Source organism: Streptomyces sp. NPDC050287 (genome assembly GCF_044459385.1).
Lineage (GTDB): Bacteria > Actinomycetota > Actinomycetes > Streptomycetales > Streptomycetaceae > Streptomyces.
In genome coordinates, this window is the sequence record NZ_JBITIY010000003.1 from 263,862 (window position 1) to 279,018 (window position 15,157).

The window sequence follows — 15,157 nt, forward strand, 5'->3', positions numbered from 1 at the left end:
TGTTTTTCCAAAGGGCGCCAGTTCGGCCGACTTTGATGTGGTGATCATGTCAAAAGCTCGTCATGATGCCGCACATGGCGTTACGCCCATGGATCTCGGGAAGAGGAAAGGCGGCGGCCGCCGCCGCACTCGCACTCACGCTGGCCCTGTCGGCCTGCGGTGACGACGACGGGGACTTGGCGGCCCCGGGCGGCGGGCGGACGACCGTCACCGTGGCCGCGCTGCCGCTGAGCGACGCCGCCATGCTCTACATCGCCCGGGACCGGGGCCTGTTCGAGAAGGAGGGCCTCGACGTCCGTGTCCAGCAGGTCCAGCAGAGCCTCCAGGCGCTGCCGGCGCTGGCGAAGGGGCAGATCGACATGGTCGCGAGCGCCAACTACGTCACCTACCTCCAGGCGCAGGAGCAGGGCACTCTCGACATCCGGGTCGTGGCCGAAGCGATCCGGGCGGCGCCGCGCATGATGGACGTGCTGGTGCCGAAGGACTCCGACATCAAGAGCGTCGCCCACCTCAAGGGCCGCAAGCTCGCGGTCAACGTCCTCAACAACGTCCAGTCGCTGACCTTCGACGAGATCCTGGAGAATCGCGGAGCGGGCCGTCCCGTCTACCGGCAGATCCCCTTCCCGCAGATGGGCGCCGCCCTGGAGAAGGGCCAGGTCGACGCCGTCCACGCGGTCGAGCCCTACGACAGCGCCATCCAGGACGAGTTGGGGGCCAGGGTCCTCGTGGACGGGGCGTCGGCGCCGGTCGAATCCATCCCCCTCAGCGGATACATCACCACCCGGCGGTACGCCGAGAAGCACGCCGAACCGCTGGCCGCGTTCCAGCGGGCCCTCAGGGCCGCCGTGAAGATCGCCGCCGGGGACCCTTCGGTCGTACGCGAGGTGTTGCCGTCGTACACCAAGGTGACCAAGGACCAGGCCGCGTCGATCGACCTGCCCGTCTACCCGGCGACCGTGGACGCCCGGCAGCTGAGGCGCCTGACCGACCTCATGGAGAAGCACGGCATGCTGAAGAAGCCGATCGACCCGGCGACGCTGCTGGTGAAGTGAGAAGGCGGCAGCGGTGCGGGACGTGAGGGCGGCGGTCCGGGACGTGGGACTCGGAACGCTCGGCGTCCTGCTCGCGTTCGGCGTGTGCGAGGCGGTGAGCAGGGCCGGGATCGTCCGCCGCAGCTACCTCCCGCCCGCGTCCGAAGTCCTCGCGCGCGCCGTCGGGCTGGCGGGCGACGCGGCCTTCCTCGACGGCGTCCTCGTCACCCTGCGGGCTTGGGCGCTGGGCCTCGGCCTCGCCTGCGTGATCGCCGTACCACTCGGACTGCTGCTCGGGGGCGTACCGGTCGTCGACGCCGCCGCCCGCGTGATCGTGGAGTTCCTGCGCCCGCTGCCGTCCGTCGCCCTGATCCCGCTGGTGTCCCTGCTGCTCGGCTCCGGCACCGGGACCGAGGTCGCGCTGATCACCTACGCGTCCGTGTGGCCCATCCTCTTCAACACCGTCTACGGCATCGGCGAGACCGACCCCCTCGCCAAGGACACCCTCCGCGCCTTCGGCTTCGGGCGCCTCGCGGTCCTGCTCCGCGTACAACTCCCCGGCACGGCCCCCTTCATCGCCGCCGGCATCCGCATCTCCGCGGCGGTCGCCCTCATCCTCGCCGTCGCCACGGAAATCCTCTCCGGCTTCGGAGAGGGCCTGGGCATCTTCATCGCCCAGGCCGGCCTGGCCACCGACGGCACACGGGATGTGCTGGCCGGGGTGGTGTGGGCGGGGGCACTGGGGCTCATCGGCAACGGCGTACTGGTGTACGCCGAACGCCGGTTGTTCCCATGGACACCTGAACATCGGGGCGCGGGCGGGGGAAGGGGAGCGAGTGCGGGCGCGGGAGCGGGCGCCGGCGGGGGAGGGGTGCGCGGATGAGCGGGGGGCCGGGGCCGGAATCGGGGGCGCGGGGCGGCGGGAGGGCGTCGGAAGGGGACCGGGCCGGTGCGCCCGCAGACCCCGCACCCGCACCAGGGCCCGCGGCCCACGGGACCTCCGGATCCCCGGCCGTCTCGCCCGCGGCCCCCGCACTCCGCCCCACCACGCCCCCGGCCCCCGCGCCTCAGGCCCCCTCACAGGACACCCCCGCCTCCCCACCCCGTCGCGGGGTCGCCGCGCACCCCGCTCTCCTGCGCTGGCTCGTCCTCGTCGTCGCCGTCGGGGTCTGGGAGTGGGCCGCTCGTGCGCGCGGCAGCGTGTACGTCCCGCCGCCCGGTCGGATCGTGCGTCATGCCCGCGACCTGTGGTTCTCCGGGCCCCCGCGGCACGCTTTCCTCACCCCGGCCGCCGTGGACGACGTGCTGGCCAGCCTCGGCCGGCTGGCCGCGGGATTCGTGCTCGCCGCCGGCGCCGGTGTCGCGCTGGGCGTCGCGGTGGGCCGTTCCCGGTGGGCGTACGCCCTCTGCAATCCCGTACTGCAGTTCGCGCGGGCCGTGCCACCGCCCGCGCTGGTCCCCGTCTTCGTCGTCGTCTTCTCCTTCGGTACGCCGATGCAGATCGCCTCGATCGCCTTCAGCGCCGTCTGGCCCGTACTGATCAACACGGCGGCGGGCGTACGCAACACCGACCCGCTGCGGCTCGACGTCGCCGCCGTGCTGCGGCTGAACAGCGCCGAACGGCTGTGGTTCCTGGTCCTGCCCTCCGCGCTGCCGCGCGTCTTCGCGGGCCTGAGACTGAGCCTGTCGCTCTCGCTCATCCTCATGGTGTTCTCGGAACTGCTGCCGGGCACCGCGAACGGCATCGGCTTCACCCTCACCGAGGCGCAGACCCGCTCCGACCTGCTCACCGTATGGTCGGTGCTGGTCCTGCTCGGCGTCCTCGGCTACCTGCTCAACACCGGCCTGCTGACAGTCGAGAGGCTGTTGCTCGGCAGGGGGAGGCCCACATGAGCCGGAGGCCCACATGAGCCGTACGAACCCTACGAACCCTACGAACGTCACGAACCGCGTGAGTCCTATGAGCCGCACTGAGGGAACCGTCCTCGACGCCGTCCTCGCCCTGCTCCGCGACTCCGGCATGACCACTGTCTTCGGCAACCCGGGTTCCACGGAACTGCGCATGTTCCGCGACTGGCCCGACGACTTCACCTATGTGCTCGGCCTCCAGGAGTCCACGGCCGTCGCCATGGCTGCCGGACACGCCTTGGGCACCCGGCGCGCCGCTTTCGTCAGCCTGCACTCGGCCGGCGGCGTGGGCCACGCCCTGGGTGCCGTCTTCAACGCCTTCCGTGACCGTGTCCCCCTGGTGATCGTCGCGGGCCAGCAGGCACGCTCGCTCCTCCAGTTGCGGCCGTTCCTCGGCGCCGACGAACCCGCCCGGTTCCCGCGCCCGTACGTCAAGTTCAGCCGCCAGCCGGACCGCGCCGCCGACGTCCCCGCGGTGCTCGCCGAGGCGCACCGGATCGCGATGACCCACCCGCGCGGTCCGGTCTTCGTCTCCGTCCCCGAGGACGACTGGGACCAGCCGGCCGATCCCGTCCCGCCCCGCACCGTGCACGCCTCCTTCACGGCGGACCCGGCGGCGCTCACCGCGCTCGCCGCCCGCCTGGACACCTGCGCGCGGCCCGCCCTGGTCGTCGGCCCGGGAGTGGACGACGAACAGGCCTTGCCCAAGGCCCGCGCGCTGGCCGAACGCATGAGGTCGGCGGTCTGGATCAGTCCCCTGTCCGGGCGTTCCGGCTTCCCCGAGTCGCACCCCCTCTTCCAGGGCTTCCTGCCGCCGGTCGCAGGCCAGTTGGCGGCCCGCCTGGCCCCGTACGACGTGGTGGTGGCGCTGGGCGCACCGCTGTTCACCTACCACGTGGCCGACGACAGTCCGCCGTTGCCCGAGGGCACCGAGCTCGTCCACCTGGACTGCGACCCGGCCCAGGCGGCCTGGCTGCCCACCGGTACGAGCCTGGTCACCACCCTCGAACCGGCCCTCACCCAGCTCACGGCCCTCCTCCGGGAGACGGACCGGGACCCGCCCCCGCCCCGCCCGGCCCCCGAACCCGCGCGGCCTTCCCCGCACATCACCGCCGAGCTGGTCTTCGACCTGCTGCGGGCCCGGCTGCCCCGGGACCGCGTTCTCGTCGAGGAAGCGCCCAGCCACCGGGACGCGCTGCACGCGCGCGTGCCCGTCGACCTGTCCGGCGGTTTCCTCACCACGGGCAGTGGCGCGCTGGGCTGGGGGCTGCCCCTCGCGGTCGGCCGTGCGCTCGCCGGCCGGCGCCGGGTGGTGTGCGTGCTCGGCGACGGCTCCGCGCTGTACTCGATCCAGGCCCTGTGGACCGCCGCCCGCCACCATGCCCCCGTCACCTACGTCGTCCTGGACAACGGCGGCTACGGGGCCGTCCGCGCCCTCGGCCGCCGTATCGGCATCGCACCCGTTCCCGGTACGGAGATCGGCGGCGTCGACTTCGCCGCTCTCGCCGAGTCCTTCGGCTGCGAGGCGTCGTACGAGGAACGCCCCGAGGCACTGCCCGCGGCCCTCGACCGGGCGCTCTCGGAGGCGGGCGACGACACCGGCCCCCACCTCCTGCACCTGCGCGTCGCGGCCACCGAGGGCGCGCTCTACGACCCCTGGGCCAGGTGACGGACCGTGCTCCACCTCTCCGCAGTGGGCCAGCACTACGGCGACCATCAGGTCCTGCACGACATCACCCTCTCCGTCCCGGACGGCCAACTGCTGTGCGTCGTGGGCCCGTCGGGCTGCGGCAAGTCCACCTTGCTGCGCACCATCGCCGGACTGCTGCCCGCGCGCGAAGGCACGATCACCATCGCCGGCACCCCGGTCACGGGCGTCCCCGACCGGCTCGCCGTCGTCTTCCAGGACTACGGCCGCTCCCTGTTCCCCTGGCTCACGGTCCGGGACAACGTCGCCCTTCCGCTGCGCCGCCGGGGCCTGGGCCGGGCCGCGCGACGCGCCCAGGCCGACCGCATCCTCGACCGGGTGGGGCTCGCCGGAGCCGGCCGCCGTCATCCCTGGCAGCTCTCCGGAGGTATGCAGCAACGCGTCGCCATCGCCCGCGCCCTGGTCTGCCGCCCCACCCTCCTCCTCATGGACGAGCCCTTCGGATCCCTGGACGCCCAGACCCGCGAGGACCTCGAAGACCTCCTCCTGGAGGTCCACCGCACCGACGCCACGACCATCGTCTTCGTCACCCACGACATCGACGAGAGCGTCTACGTCGGCGACCGCGTCGTCGCCCTCTCCCCGGGCCCCGGCTCCAAGCTGGTCCTGGACCTCCCGGTCGAACTCCCCGGCGAACGCGACCAGATCACCACCAGGAGCCTGCCCCAGTTCGTGGCGCTGCGTGCCGAGGTGGGGCGGGCGGTCCGTACGCGGGTCACCTGACGCGAGAACGCCCCGGGGCCGGTGAGAACTCCCGGATCCGCCCCGGGTTCACGCGATGGTGTGATCATGTCCGGGCTCGCGGATGCCCCCGAAGGGCCCTGGGTAGGGCCCGGCCATGACGCAGCAGCCCTTCGAACTCCCGCACTTCTACATGCCGTACCCCGCGCGGCTGAACCCGCATGTCGACGAGGCCCGCGCCCACTCGACCGCGTGGGCACGCGAGATGGGCATGCTGGAGGGGTCCGGGATCTGGGAGCAGTCCGACCTCGACGCGCATGACTACGGCCTGCTCTGCGCCTGCACACACCCCGACTGCGACGGCCCCGCCCTCTCGCTCATCACCGACTGGTACGTGTGGGTCTTCTTCTTCGACGACCACTTCCTGGAGATCTTCAAGCGCACCCAGGACCGCGCCGGCGGCAAGGCCTACCTGGACCGGCTGCCGCTGTTCATGCCCATGGACCTGTCGACGCCGATGCCCGAGCCGCAGAACCCGGTCGAGGCGGGCCTCGCCGACCTGTGGACGCGCACGGTGCCGTCGATGTCCGCCGGCTGGCGCCGCCGCTTCGCCGTCGCCACCGAGCACCTCCTCAACGAGTCCCTGTGGGAGTTGTCCAACATCAACGAGGGCCGGATCGCCAACCCGGTCGAGTACATCGAGATGCGCCGCAAGGTGGGCGGCGCCCCCTGGTCGGCCGGGCTGGTGGAGTACGCCACCGCCGAAGTGCCCGCCTCCGTCGCCGGCTCCAGGCCCCTGCGGGTGCTGATGGAAACCTTCTCGGACGCCGTCCACCTGCGCAACGACCTGTTCTCCTACCAGCGGGAGGTCGAGGACGAGGGTGAACTCAGCAACGGCGTGCTCGTCCTGGAGACCTTCTTCGGCTGCACCACCCAGGAGGCCGCGGACACCGTCAACGACGTCCTCACCTCCCGCCTCCACCAGTTCGAGCACACCGCGTTCACCGAAGTGCCCGCCCTCACCCTGGAGAACGGCCTCACACCGGACGAGGTGACCGCCGTCGCCAGGTACACCCAGGGGTTGCAGGACTGGCAGTCCGGCGGCCACGAGTGGCACCTGCGCTCCAGCCGGTACATGAACGCGCGGGCCCGGCCCACCAAGCCCTGGCAGGGCCTGACCGGGCCCGGCACCGCCGCCTTCGACGTCGGCGCGCTGCTCGCCTCGGCCGGCGCCGAGCGGCTGCGCGCCTACACGCACGTGCCGTACCAGAAGGTGGGCCCGTCCCTGCTGCCCGACTTCCACATGCCCTTCCAGGTCGAACTCAGCCCGCACCTGGCCGAGGCCCGGCCCCGGCTCACCGAGTGGGCCCACCGCATGGGCATCCTCGAGGAGGGCGTCTGGGACGAGGACAAGCTCGCCGCCTACGACCTCCCGCTGTGCGCGGCGGGCCTCGACCCGGACGCCACCCCCGAGGCCCTCGACCTCAGCTCCCAGTGGCTCGCCTGGGGCACCTACGGCGACGACTACTACCCGCTGGTCTTCGGCCACCGCCGCGACCTCGCCGCCGCCCGCCTGACGACTCGGCGACTGTCGGACTGCATGCCCGTCGACGGCGAGGAGACCGTCGTCCCGGCCAACGGCATGGAGCGCGGACTCCTCGACCTGTGGAGGCGTACGGCCGCCGACATGACGCCCGGCCAACGACGCACCCTGAAAAACGCCGTCGACGTCATGACGGAGAGCTGGGTGTGGGAACTGTCCAACCAGCTCCAGAACCGCATCCCCGACCCCGTCGACTATCTGGAGATGCGCCGCTCCACCTTCGGCGCCGACCTCACCCTGAGCCTGTGCCGCATGGGCCACGGCCCCGCCGTCCCCCCGGAGGTCTACCGCAGCGGCCCGGTCCGCTCGCTGGAGAACGCCGCCGTCGACTACGCCTGCCTGCTCAACGACGTCTTCTCCTACCAGAAGGAGATCGAGTACGAGGGCGAGATCCACAACGCGATCCTCGTCGTGCAGAACTTCTTCGGCATCGACTACCCGACCGCGCTCGGCGTCGTCCACGACCTGATGACCCAGCGCATGCAGCAGTTCGAGCACGTGTCCGAGCACGAACTGCCCATCGTGTACGACGACTTCGGCCTCTCCGACAAGGCCCGCGAGGTCATGCGGTCCTACGTGACCGACCTGCGGAACTGGATGGCGGGCATCCTGAACTGGCACCGCGAGGTCGACCGCTACAAGGCCGACTACCTGGCCCGCCGCGCCCACGGCTTCCTCCCGGAAAGGCCACCGGCACTGCCCCTCGTCGGCTGACCTCTCGTACCCTTCCGCCGTTTCCGAACCTTCTCGCCGGAACGGGACATTCAGGAAACCGGCCGTCGGTGACACCGGCACCCCGATCCTCCTTCTTCCCGAGTGCCACGACGGCGCGCGGAAGGACGACCACGAAGGCGCGCGGAAGGTGGACCACAGCGGGGCGCAATCGTGCACGGGGAGGGACACGCGGGCTGACACAGCGCCCACGCGGGTGGTCCTCCCCTTTCGCGCCGGCGCCCGGAGGGCCGGGTGCGGGCGTGAGCCGCCGCCGGACGCGGCGAGCGGCCGGACGTTCATGGGCTGCCGTCCCGACCGCCGGTCAGTCTCACTCGTTCGTGGCTCGTCGCGTGACGTCGCCCCGGGTAGAGCTTCAGCCGGAGGCGATCCATGGAACAGACTGCGTTGCGTCCCAAGCCGATGCCCGGCCGGGACCCCGGTGGCGGCAGCAGGCCAGGCCCCGCCCGACGTCCGCACGCCGCACGGCGGCGCGGCCGACGGCTGCGGGCCCTGGCGTTCGCCCTGTCCGTCGGGACGGTCCTGGTCCTGTCCGGGATCGGCCTGGGCACGGTCGGCGCCACGGTCATCGGCATGAGCAGACTCGCCGAACTGCGGCGCCAGGCCGGACCGGCCGCGTCGGCGGCCCAGGCAGGCCCGTCCGCCCCGGCGCACCCGGGCCACACCGAGCCGCCCGCTTCCGAGAGCCCTTCGCCGGTGCTCGGCGGCGCGACCCTCGGCCTGGAGGCCATGGACGCGAGGAAGGCCGGCGCCCTGGTCGTCGGCGTGCACGTGCCGGGTCCGGGCTACTCCGCCGGTCTGGTCCGGGGGGACGTGGTCCTCGCGTTCGGCCGGACCCGCGTCGACTCGGCCGCCGACCTGGCCCATGCCGTGAGGGAGGCCCGCCCCAGCCGGGAAGTGGTCTTGACGGTACGTCACAAGAGTGGCGGCTACCAGCAGTTGACGGCAGTTCCCGGCGTCGTCACATGACCACCGGAACCGGCCGGCCAGCCGTCGTCGCCGACGGGATGCCGTGATCCGAGCAGTGGATTCGAAGATCGCGCTACGCGCATCCGTCCGGCCGACCGGACGAGGGAGAACAAAAGACAGGACAACCGGCTCGCGTCGCCCCCGCTGTCCGGGCAGGATGCTCCCGTAGTCCCTTGAGAGTCCGCTCACCGCCCAGGGAGGCCCGGATGACCGGCAGCACGCGCGCCCCCTTCACCGCCGACGACTACCGGGCCCGTATGGAGCGCGCCGCGCGGGCGGCCGCCGGCGCGGGGCTCGCCGGGCTCCTGGTGGCGCCGGGGCCGGACCTGGTGTGGCTCACCGGCTACGCGCCCACCGCGGTGACCGAACGTCTCACCCTGCTGGTCCTGGTCCCCGGACAGGACCCCGTCCTGGTCGTCCCCACCCTGGAGGCCCCGGACGCCGCCCAGGCCACCGGCGCGCCCGCGCTGACCCTGCGCGACTGGACCGACGGCAAGGACCCCTACGCGACCACCGCCCCGCTCCTCGACCGGAACGGCCGCTTCGGCGTCAGCGACAACGCCTGGGCCATGCATCTGCTGGGACTGCAGAAGACGCTGCCCGGCACCTCGTACGCCTCCCTCACGGAGGCCCTGCCGATGCTGCGCGCCGTCAAGGACGCGGCGGAACTGGAACTGCTGGCGGCGGCGGGAGCGGCCGCGGACGCCGCGTTCGAGGAGATCCGGAACGTTCCCTTCGCCGGCCGCGGGGAGTCCGAGATCGCCGCCGACCTCGGTCGCCTGCTGCGCGAACACGGACACGAGCAGGTCGACTTCACCATCGTCGCCTCCGGCCCGAACGGCGCCAACCCGCACCACGAGGTCGGCGACCGCGTCGTCGAGCACGGCGACATGGTCGTCCTCGACTTCGGCGGCCTCAGGGCCGGCTACGGATCCGACACCTCCCGCACGGTCCACGTCGGCGAACCCACCGACGAGGAACGCCGGGTCCACGATCTCGTCCGCGAGGCCCAGGAGGCGGGCTTTCGCGCGGTACGGCCCGGCGTGGCCTGCCAGGACGTCGACCGGGCCGCCCGCGCGGTCATCGCCGACGCCGGGTACGGCGAGTACTTCATCCACCGCACCGGGCACGGCATCGGCGTCACCACACACGAGCCGCCGTACATGATCGAGGGTGAGGAGCAGCCCCTCGTACCGGGCATGTGCTTCTCCGTGGAACCCGGTGTCTATCTGCCGGGCCGTTTCGGGGTACGCATCGAGGACATCGTCACCGTGACCGAGGAGGGCGGGCGCCGCCTCAACACCACCGGCCGGGAGATGGTCATAGTGGAGTGACGAGCAGCAGGAGCCCCCACGTCCCCGACCGACAACGGCGCGACCATGACCCAGGCACCGACACCCACCGCGGACACCGTCCGCCAACTGGTCCGTTCCCTGCTCAAGGACAGCGGGGCCGGCGCGGACGACGCCGGGCCCGAGGTCCGGCCGGTCACCGGGAGCGGCGAGCACTTCGCCTGGTGGGTCGGCGCCCGCCACGTCCTGCGTCTGGCCCCCGACCGGGAGGCAGCCGTCCGGCAGCGCCGTGAACTGCGGCTGCGGGACCTGGTGCGCCCCCACCTGCCGGTCGCGGTACCGACGAGCGTGGCGCACGGCGAGTGGGCCGCCGGGCTGACCTACACCCTGGACACCAGGGTGGCCGGCGGGTCGGGGGAGGAGCACGACGTGTCCGCCGTCGGGGAGGCCGACCTGGCCGGTCTGCTCACCGGCCTGCGCGAGGTGCCGGTCCGGCAGGCCGAGACGCTCGGGGTGCCGCGCACCGCGCCGCGCTCCCTGGAGGCCCTGCGCCGGGCGGCCGGGCGGGCCGCGGAACGCCTCGCCGCGGCCGACGAGTTCGACCCGGTACGCCTGCAGCAGCTCGCGCCGACGGCCGCGGTCCAGCTCGCCGCGCAACCCGGTTCCGCGGTCCTCGTCCACCACGACCTCCGGGGCGCTCACCTCGTGGTCAGCGCCGACGGCCGGGTGCGCGGTGTCCTCGGCTGGGCCGACACGGTCGTCGGCGACCCCGCCGAGGACATCGCGGGCCTCGCCCTCGCCGTCGGCTCCCCGGCCGCCGTCCGCGCCGCCACCCTCGCCGGCTACGGCGCCCGCCCGTGCCTGCGCGGCCTCTGGCTCGCCCGCTGCGACACGGTCATCCGCCTCGCGGCCCGCCTCGACACCCGCGACGCCACGCCTCTCCCGCTGCTGCGCACCCGACTGCGCCGCGCCTGGGAGGCGATCCTGCTGGAGAGGGTCACGGAGCTGCGGGACGACGATGAGCGGGACGAGGCGGAGCCCTAGGAGGAGGGGGGATTCGCCGGCGGCCTTGGGGCCGGTGATCTCCTGTGACGATCCGAGCCGACCGGACGGCACCGCGCGGTCACGGCTGCGAGGATCGCGGCCGTCGTCGCCGGACGCGCCCCGGGGTTTCCTCAGCGGTGTCTCGATCGCCGCCGGTGCCCGGCGGACGAGCGCCGGAGGTGTCGGTGGGACGAATCGCTTCTAGGCGACCGTGAGTACGATCTTGCCCTGGATGTGTCCGCGGGCGGCGCGTTCGTGCGCCGCCCGGGCGTCCGCGAGCGGAAACGTGCTGTCGATCGCGACGCGGACCGTGCCCGCGTCGAGCAGGCGTCCCAGTTCGACGAGCTGCGCGCCGTTCGATCCGACCCGGGCACGCGGGTCAGCCCGCCGCGCAGGTACCAGTCCGGAGGATTGACGCCGACCGCGTGCACGCGGACGAGCACCTCACCCGGGCCCGGCTCGGGAATCGGCACCTCGTCGTAACGCAGAACTTCAGGGCCGCCGTGCTCATGGAGCCGGACCGCCCTCATCGTGTAGGTCGGCATCGTTCTCTCCTGCCCGCGCCGCGGGATAGGCTTATTCGGATCGGCGCTCCACATAAGTGGACCACTGATCCGAATATATGGACCACCGATCCGGACAGTCAAGAGGGGCAGATGCGGGCCGACGCCAGGAAGAACCGCGACCACCTGCTCGCAGTAGCGGGCACCGCCATCACCGAGCAGGGCGTCGACGTGTCCCTGCGTGACATCGCGCGCAGGGCCGACGTCGGGCTCGCGACGCTGCTGCGTCACTTCCCGACGCGCGAGGCGCTGCTCGAGGCCCTGCTGCACACGAGCTTCGACGAACTCACGGCACAGGCAGCCGAACTCGAGACATCGAACTCACCCGAAGACGCTCTCGTCACGTGGCTGCGTGACTGCGTCGGGTGGACGACCGAGTACCGCGGAGTGACCGTGCTGATGGCAGCCGCCATCGAGGACACCGAGTCCGCACTGCACGCTTCGTGCGTCACCCTTCGCGCGGCCGGTGCGCGGCTCCTCACCCGCGCCCAGGCCGCGGGCGCGGCCCGGACCGACATCGACGGCACCGATCTGTTCGCGCTGATTGCCGCGCTCGCATGGCTCGGCGACCAACCCTCGCTCGCCCCACGCGCCGACCACCTCTTCGACGTCGTCGCGAGCGCGATCCTGACGAAGCCGGCGAGCACCGACACCGGGGGAACGCCGCCCCCCGGGCCGTAGCTGAAATCGTCGCGCACGCGGACCGGCGAACTCGGGCGCGCGCTGGGCAAGGGACGGCCCTTGACGCCGAGTTACCCAAGGCGGTCAAGTGCGCCGGCATCGAGCCGCACGCTCCCCGGGAGCGGATCGTCCCGTCGAGCGCGAACGCCTCGGCGAAGGCAGAGCGCATCGGGCTCGTGGGTCAGGGCCTCCTTGGGCGATCAGCAGGTGGAGGTCAGCGCTGTTCGACCGGCGAGTGCGCCGGTACGTCAGCCGGTCCGGCAGAAGCCTGGGAGCGAGGCCGCCCGGAGCCGCCCAGGTCATTGGGCCCGCGCGAGGCGTAAGCGCGTGCGTAAACGCTTACGCGGGCCGAGTCCCGGGGGTCACATTCCCGGCCGGACCCCGCCGCCGCTCATCCCTGTAGCAGCACTACGCAGGACTCACCGGGCAGGTGCAGGACCCCGCCCGCGCCCGGCGGCTCGACCGGCTCCCAGGCGGCCAGGACGCGCGCCTCGCGGGGCCCCAGCGGAATCGCGGCCGGCTCCTTGGCCAGGTTCACGGCCACGCGGACGTCTCCGCGCCGGAAGGCCAGCCAGCGCTCGTGCTCGTCGTAGGCCACCTTGGTGTCGGCGAGATCCGGGTCGGTGAGGTCGGCCTGTTCGTGGCGCAGCTCGATGAGCCTGCGGTACCAGGCCAGCACGCGTGCGTGGGGCTCGCGTTCCGGCTCGGACCAGTCGAGGCAGGAGCGGTCGCGGGTCGCCGGGTCCTGCGGGTCGGGGACGTCCTCCTCGGCCCACCCGTGCGCGGCGAACTCCCGCCGCCTGCCCCGCCGTACGGCCTCGGCGAGCTCGGGATCGGTGTGGTCGGTGAAGAACTGCCACGGCGTGCCCGCCGCCCACTCCTCGCCCATGAACAGCATCGGCGTGAAGGGCGCCGTGAGGACCAGCGCGGCCGCGCAGGCCAGCAGGCCGGGGGAGAGGGCCGCCGACAGACGGTCGCCCTGGGCGCGGTTGCCGACCTGGTCGTGGGTCTGGCTGTAGCCGAGGAGCCGGTGCCCCGCCACGCGCGAACGGTCCAGCGGGCGCCCGTGGTGCCGGCCCCGGAAGCTCGAGTACGTGCCGTCGTGGAAGTAGCCGCCCGTGAGCGTCTTGGCGACCGACTTCAGGGGGTTGCGTCCGAAGTCGGCGTAGTAGCCCTGGTCCTCGCCGGTCAGCGCGGTGTGCAGGGCGTGGTGGAAGTCGTCGTTCCACTGCGCGTGCAGACCGAGGCCGCCCTCCGCGCGCGCGGTGACCAGCCGCGGGTCGTTCAGATCCGACTCGGCGACCAGGAACAGCGGCCGGCCCACTTCGGCGGCCAGGGAGTCCACCTCCGTCGACAGCTCCTCAAGGAAGGTGTACGCGCGCGTGTCCGCCAGCGCGTGCACCGCGTCCAGCCGCAGCCCGTCGATCCGGTAGTCCCGCAGCCAGGCCAGCGCGCTGCCCAGCAGGAACGCGCGCACCTCGTCGGAGCCGGGTGCGTCCAGGTTCACCGCGGAACCCCAGGGCGTGTGGTGGGTGTCCGTGAAGTACGGCCCGAACCGGGGGAGGTAATTGCCCGAGGGCCCCAGGTGGTTGTGCACCACGTCCAGGACCACGCCCAGGCCGAGCTCATGCGCCCGGTCGACGAAGCGTTTCAGCGCCTCGGGGCCGCCGTACGGCTCGTGCACCGCCCACAGCGAGACGCCCTCGTACCCCCAGCCGTGCCGGCCCGGGAAGGGGCACAGCGGCATCAACTCGACGTGCGAGACGCCCAGTTCCACCAGATGCCCGAGCCGCTCGGCCGCCGCGTCAAGCGTGCCCTCGCGCGTGTACGTGCCCACATGCAGCTCGTACAGCACCGCCCCGGGCAGCGGACGCCCGGACCACTCGGCGCGCCACGCGTAGCGCTCGTGGTCGACGACCGCGCTGAGCCCGTCAGGGCCGTCCGGCTGCCGGCGCGAGCGCGGATCCGGCAGCACGGGGCCGTCGTCCAGCGCGTAGCCGTACCGTGTACCGTCCCGCGCCTCCGCCTCGCCCCGCCACCAGCCCGGGCGCTGCGGATCGCGCTCCAACGCGCGCGTGGCCTCCTCGCAATGGAGCGTCACACGAGCGGCCTGCGGTGCCCACACCTCGAACTGCACGGACGGTTCCCCTTCGTCTGCTCACCGTGATGTAGCCCCGTCCATGGTGCTTCAAACGCGATCAATACGCCGGTGAATCCTCCCCTTTGCGGCAGGTGTCGTCCGCCACGCGCGCGTGCCGGGCGTTCTCCGGTTTTCTGGACACCCGGCGTTCACTGCCCGACAATCACGAGCGTGACGTCGTCCTTCGAGTTCAACACGTACCCCGCGCGACTGTCCGACGCGGAGCGCGACAAGGCGCTGAAGGCACTGCGTGACGGCGTCGCCATGGGCCGTCTCTCGCACGACACGTTCATCCACCGCATGGAACTGGCGCTCGCCGCCCGCCGTTCGGACGAACTCGCCGCGCTCACCGCCGACCTGCCCCGGGACAGACGGGTCTCCCGTCTGGTGTTCGGCGCCGTCGAGGCGGTCTCCGGCTTCACCGTACGACTGCGCAGGGCTTGGCAGGCCGAGCGGCTCCCCAAGCTGCTGCTGCCGCATCCGGGCGAAGGCCACCCGCTGCGGATCGGCCGCGACCCCGCCAACGGCCTCCGGCTGGCCCACGAGACGGTCTCCCGGGTGCACGCCGAACTCAGGCGGCAGGGCGGTATGTGGGTGCTGCGGGACCTCGGCTCCACCAACGGCACGACGGTCAACGGACGACGGGTCATCGGCGCGGCGGTGGTCCGGGAGGGCGACCAGGTCGGCTTCGGCCGGATGGCGTTCCGGCTGGCCGCCGACTGAGCCGAACCTCAGCCCTGGCCTGTGCTTTACCTGATGTGCTGACTCAAGTCGCGTTGGCCTTCTTGGTGTTGACGAACCCGTC

The 15,157-nt window shown here is 72.5% G+C and carries 13 protein-coding genes and 1 pseudogene; 11 read left to right on the top strand and 3 right to left on the bottom strand.

Annotated elements, in window-relative coordinates; genetic code table 11:
- Positions 1 to 74: 74 nt before the first annotated feature.
- From ACIBK3_RS11620 to ACIBK3_RS11660, 9 genes are all read left to right on the top strand, one after another.
- Positions 75 to 1,052, top strand: a complete 978-nt coding sequence (locus ACIBK3_RS11620) for an ABC transporter substrate-binding protein (RefSeq protein ID WP_399364400.1) — start codon at positions 75 to 77, stop codon at positions 1,050 to 1,052.
- Between the two features lie 43 nt (positions 1,053 to 1,095).
- Positions 1,096 to 1,914, top strand: a complete 819-nt coding sequence (locus tag ACIBK3_RS11625; protein WP_399364402.1) for an ABC transporter permease — start codon at positions 1,096 to 1,098, stop codon at positions 1,912 to 1,914.
- Complete coding sequence (locus tag ACIBK3_RS11630; RefSeq protein ID WP_399364404.1) at positions 1,911 to 2,924, top strand: ABC transporter permease; 1,014 nt, start codon at positions 1,911 to 1,913, stop codon at positions 2,922 to 2,924. Before ACIBK3_RS11625 ends, ACIBK3_RS11630 begins: the two co-directional genes overlap by 4 nt.
- 67 nt (positions 2,925 to 2,991) lie before the next feature.
- On the top strand, positions 2,992 to 4,608 hold the full coding sequence (mdlC, locus tag ACIBK3_RS11635) for a benzoylformate decarboxylase (RefSeq protein WP_399364406.1): 1,617 nt from the start codon (positions 2,992 to 2,994) through the stop codon (positions 4,606 to 4,608).
- A 6-nt stretch (positions 4,609 to 4,614) separates the two neighbouring features.
- On the top strand, positions 4,615 to 5,370 hold the full coding sequence (locus ACIBK3_RS11640; protein ID WP_399364409.1) for an ABC transporter ATP-binding protein: 756 nt from the start codon (positions 4,615 to 4,617) through the stop codon (positions 5,368 to 5,370).
- Positions 5,371 to 5,485: 115 nt separating this feature from the next.
- The gene (cyc2, locus tag ACIBK3_RS11645) at positions 5,486 to 7,645 is read left to right on the top strand and encodes a germacradienol/geosmin synthase Cyc2 (RefSeq protein ID WP_399364411.1); all 2,160 of its coding nucleotides are present in this window, start codon (positions 5,486 to 5,488) and stop codon (positions 7,643 to 7,645) included.
- A gap of 390 nt (positions 7,646 to 8,035) precedes the next feature.
- Complete coding sequence (locus tag ACIBK3_RS11650) at positions 8,036 to 8,632, top strand: PDZ domain-containing protein (RefSeq protein ID WP_399364412.1); 597 nt, start codon at positions 8,036 to 8,038, stop codon at positions 8,630 to 8,632.
- A 206-nt stretch (positions 8,633 to 8,838) separates the two neighbouring features.
- Positions 8,839 to 9,966, top strand: a complete 1,128-nt coding sequence (locus tag ACIBK3_RS11655; RefSeq protein WP_399364414.1) for an aminopeptidase P family protein — start codon at positions 8,839 to 8,841, stop codon at positions 9,964 to 9,966.
- 45 nt (positions 9,967 to 10,011) lie between these two features.
- Positions 10,012 to 10,968 carry an aminoglycoside phosphotransferase family protein gene (locus ACIBK3_RS11660; RefSeq protein ID WP_399364416.1) on the top strand — a complete coding sequence of 319 codons (957 nt, stop codon included), beginning with the start codon at positions 10,012 to 10,014 and terminating at the stop codon, positions 10,966 to 10,968.
- A 201-nt stretch (positions 10,969 to 11,169) separates the two neighbouring features.
- Here ACIBK3_RS11660 and ACIBK3_RS11665 read toward each other — a convergent pair whose 3' ends face one another.
- Positions 11,170 to 11,370 carry a zinc-binding dehydrogenase gene (locus ACIBK3_RS11665; RefSeq protein ID WP_399365536.1) on the bottom strand — a complete coding sequence of 67 codons (201 nt, stop codon included), beginning with the start codon at positions 11,368 to 11,370 and terminating at the stop codon, positions 11,170 to 11,172.
- Positions 11,325 to 11,513: pseudogene (locus ACIBK3_RS11670) on the bottom strand (NADP-dependent oxidoreductase); the annotation flags it as partial. The gene ACIBK3_RS11665 and the pseudogene ACIBK3_RS11670, both read right to left, overlap by 46 nt.
- A 111-nt stretch (positions 11,514 to 11,624) precedes the next feature.
- On the opposite strand from ACIBK3_RS11670, the gene ACIBK3_RS11675 reads away from it, so the two are divergent.
- Positions 11,625 to 12,212: a TetR/AcrR family transcriptional regulator gene (locus tag ACIBK3_RS11675; RefSeq protein WP_399364418.1), complete on the top strand. Its 588-nt coding sequence runs from the start codon at positions 11,625 to 11,627 to the stop codon at positions 12,210 to 12,212.
- A gap of 391 nt (positions 12,213 to 12,603) precedes the next feature.
- Here the strand turns inward: ACIBK3_RS11675 and treZ are convergent, their stop codons facing one another.
- Positions 12,604 to 14,349 (bottom strand): malto-oligosyltrehalose trehalohydrolase, encoded by a 1,746-nt coding sequence (gene treZ / locus ACIBK3_RS11680; RefSeq protein ID WP_399364420.1) that lies wholly within the window; start codon positions 14,347 to 14,349, stop codon positions 12,604 to 12,606.
- A 174-nt stretch (positions 14,350 to 14,523) separates the two neighbouring features.
- Here treZ and ACIBK3_RS11685 point away from each other — a divergent pair, with 174 nt between their 5' ends.
- Complete coding sequence (locus ACIBK3_RS11685; RefSeq protein ID WP_399364422.1) at positions 14,524 to 15,075, top strand: FHA domain-containing protein; 552 nt, start codon at positions 14,524 to 14,526, stop codon at positions 15,073 to 15,075.
- Positions 15,076 to 15,157: the final 82 nt, after the last annotated feature.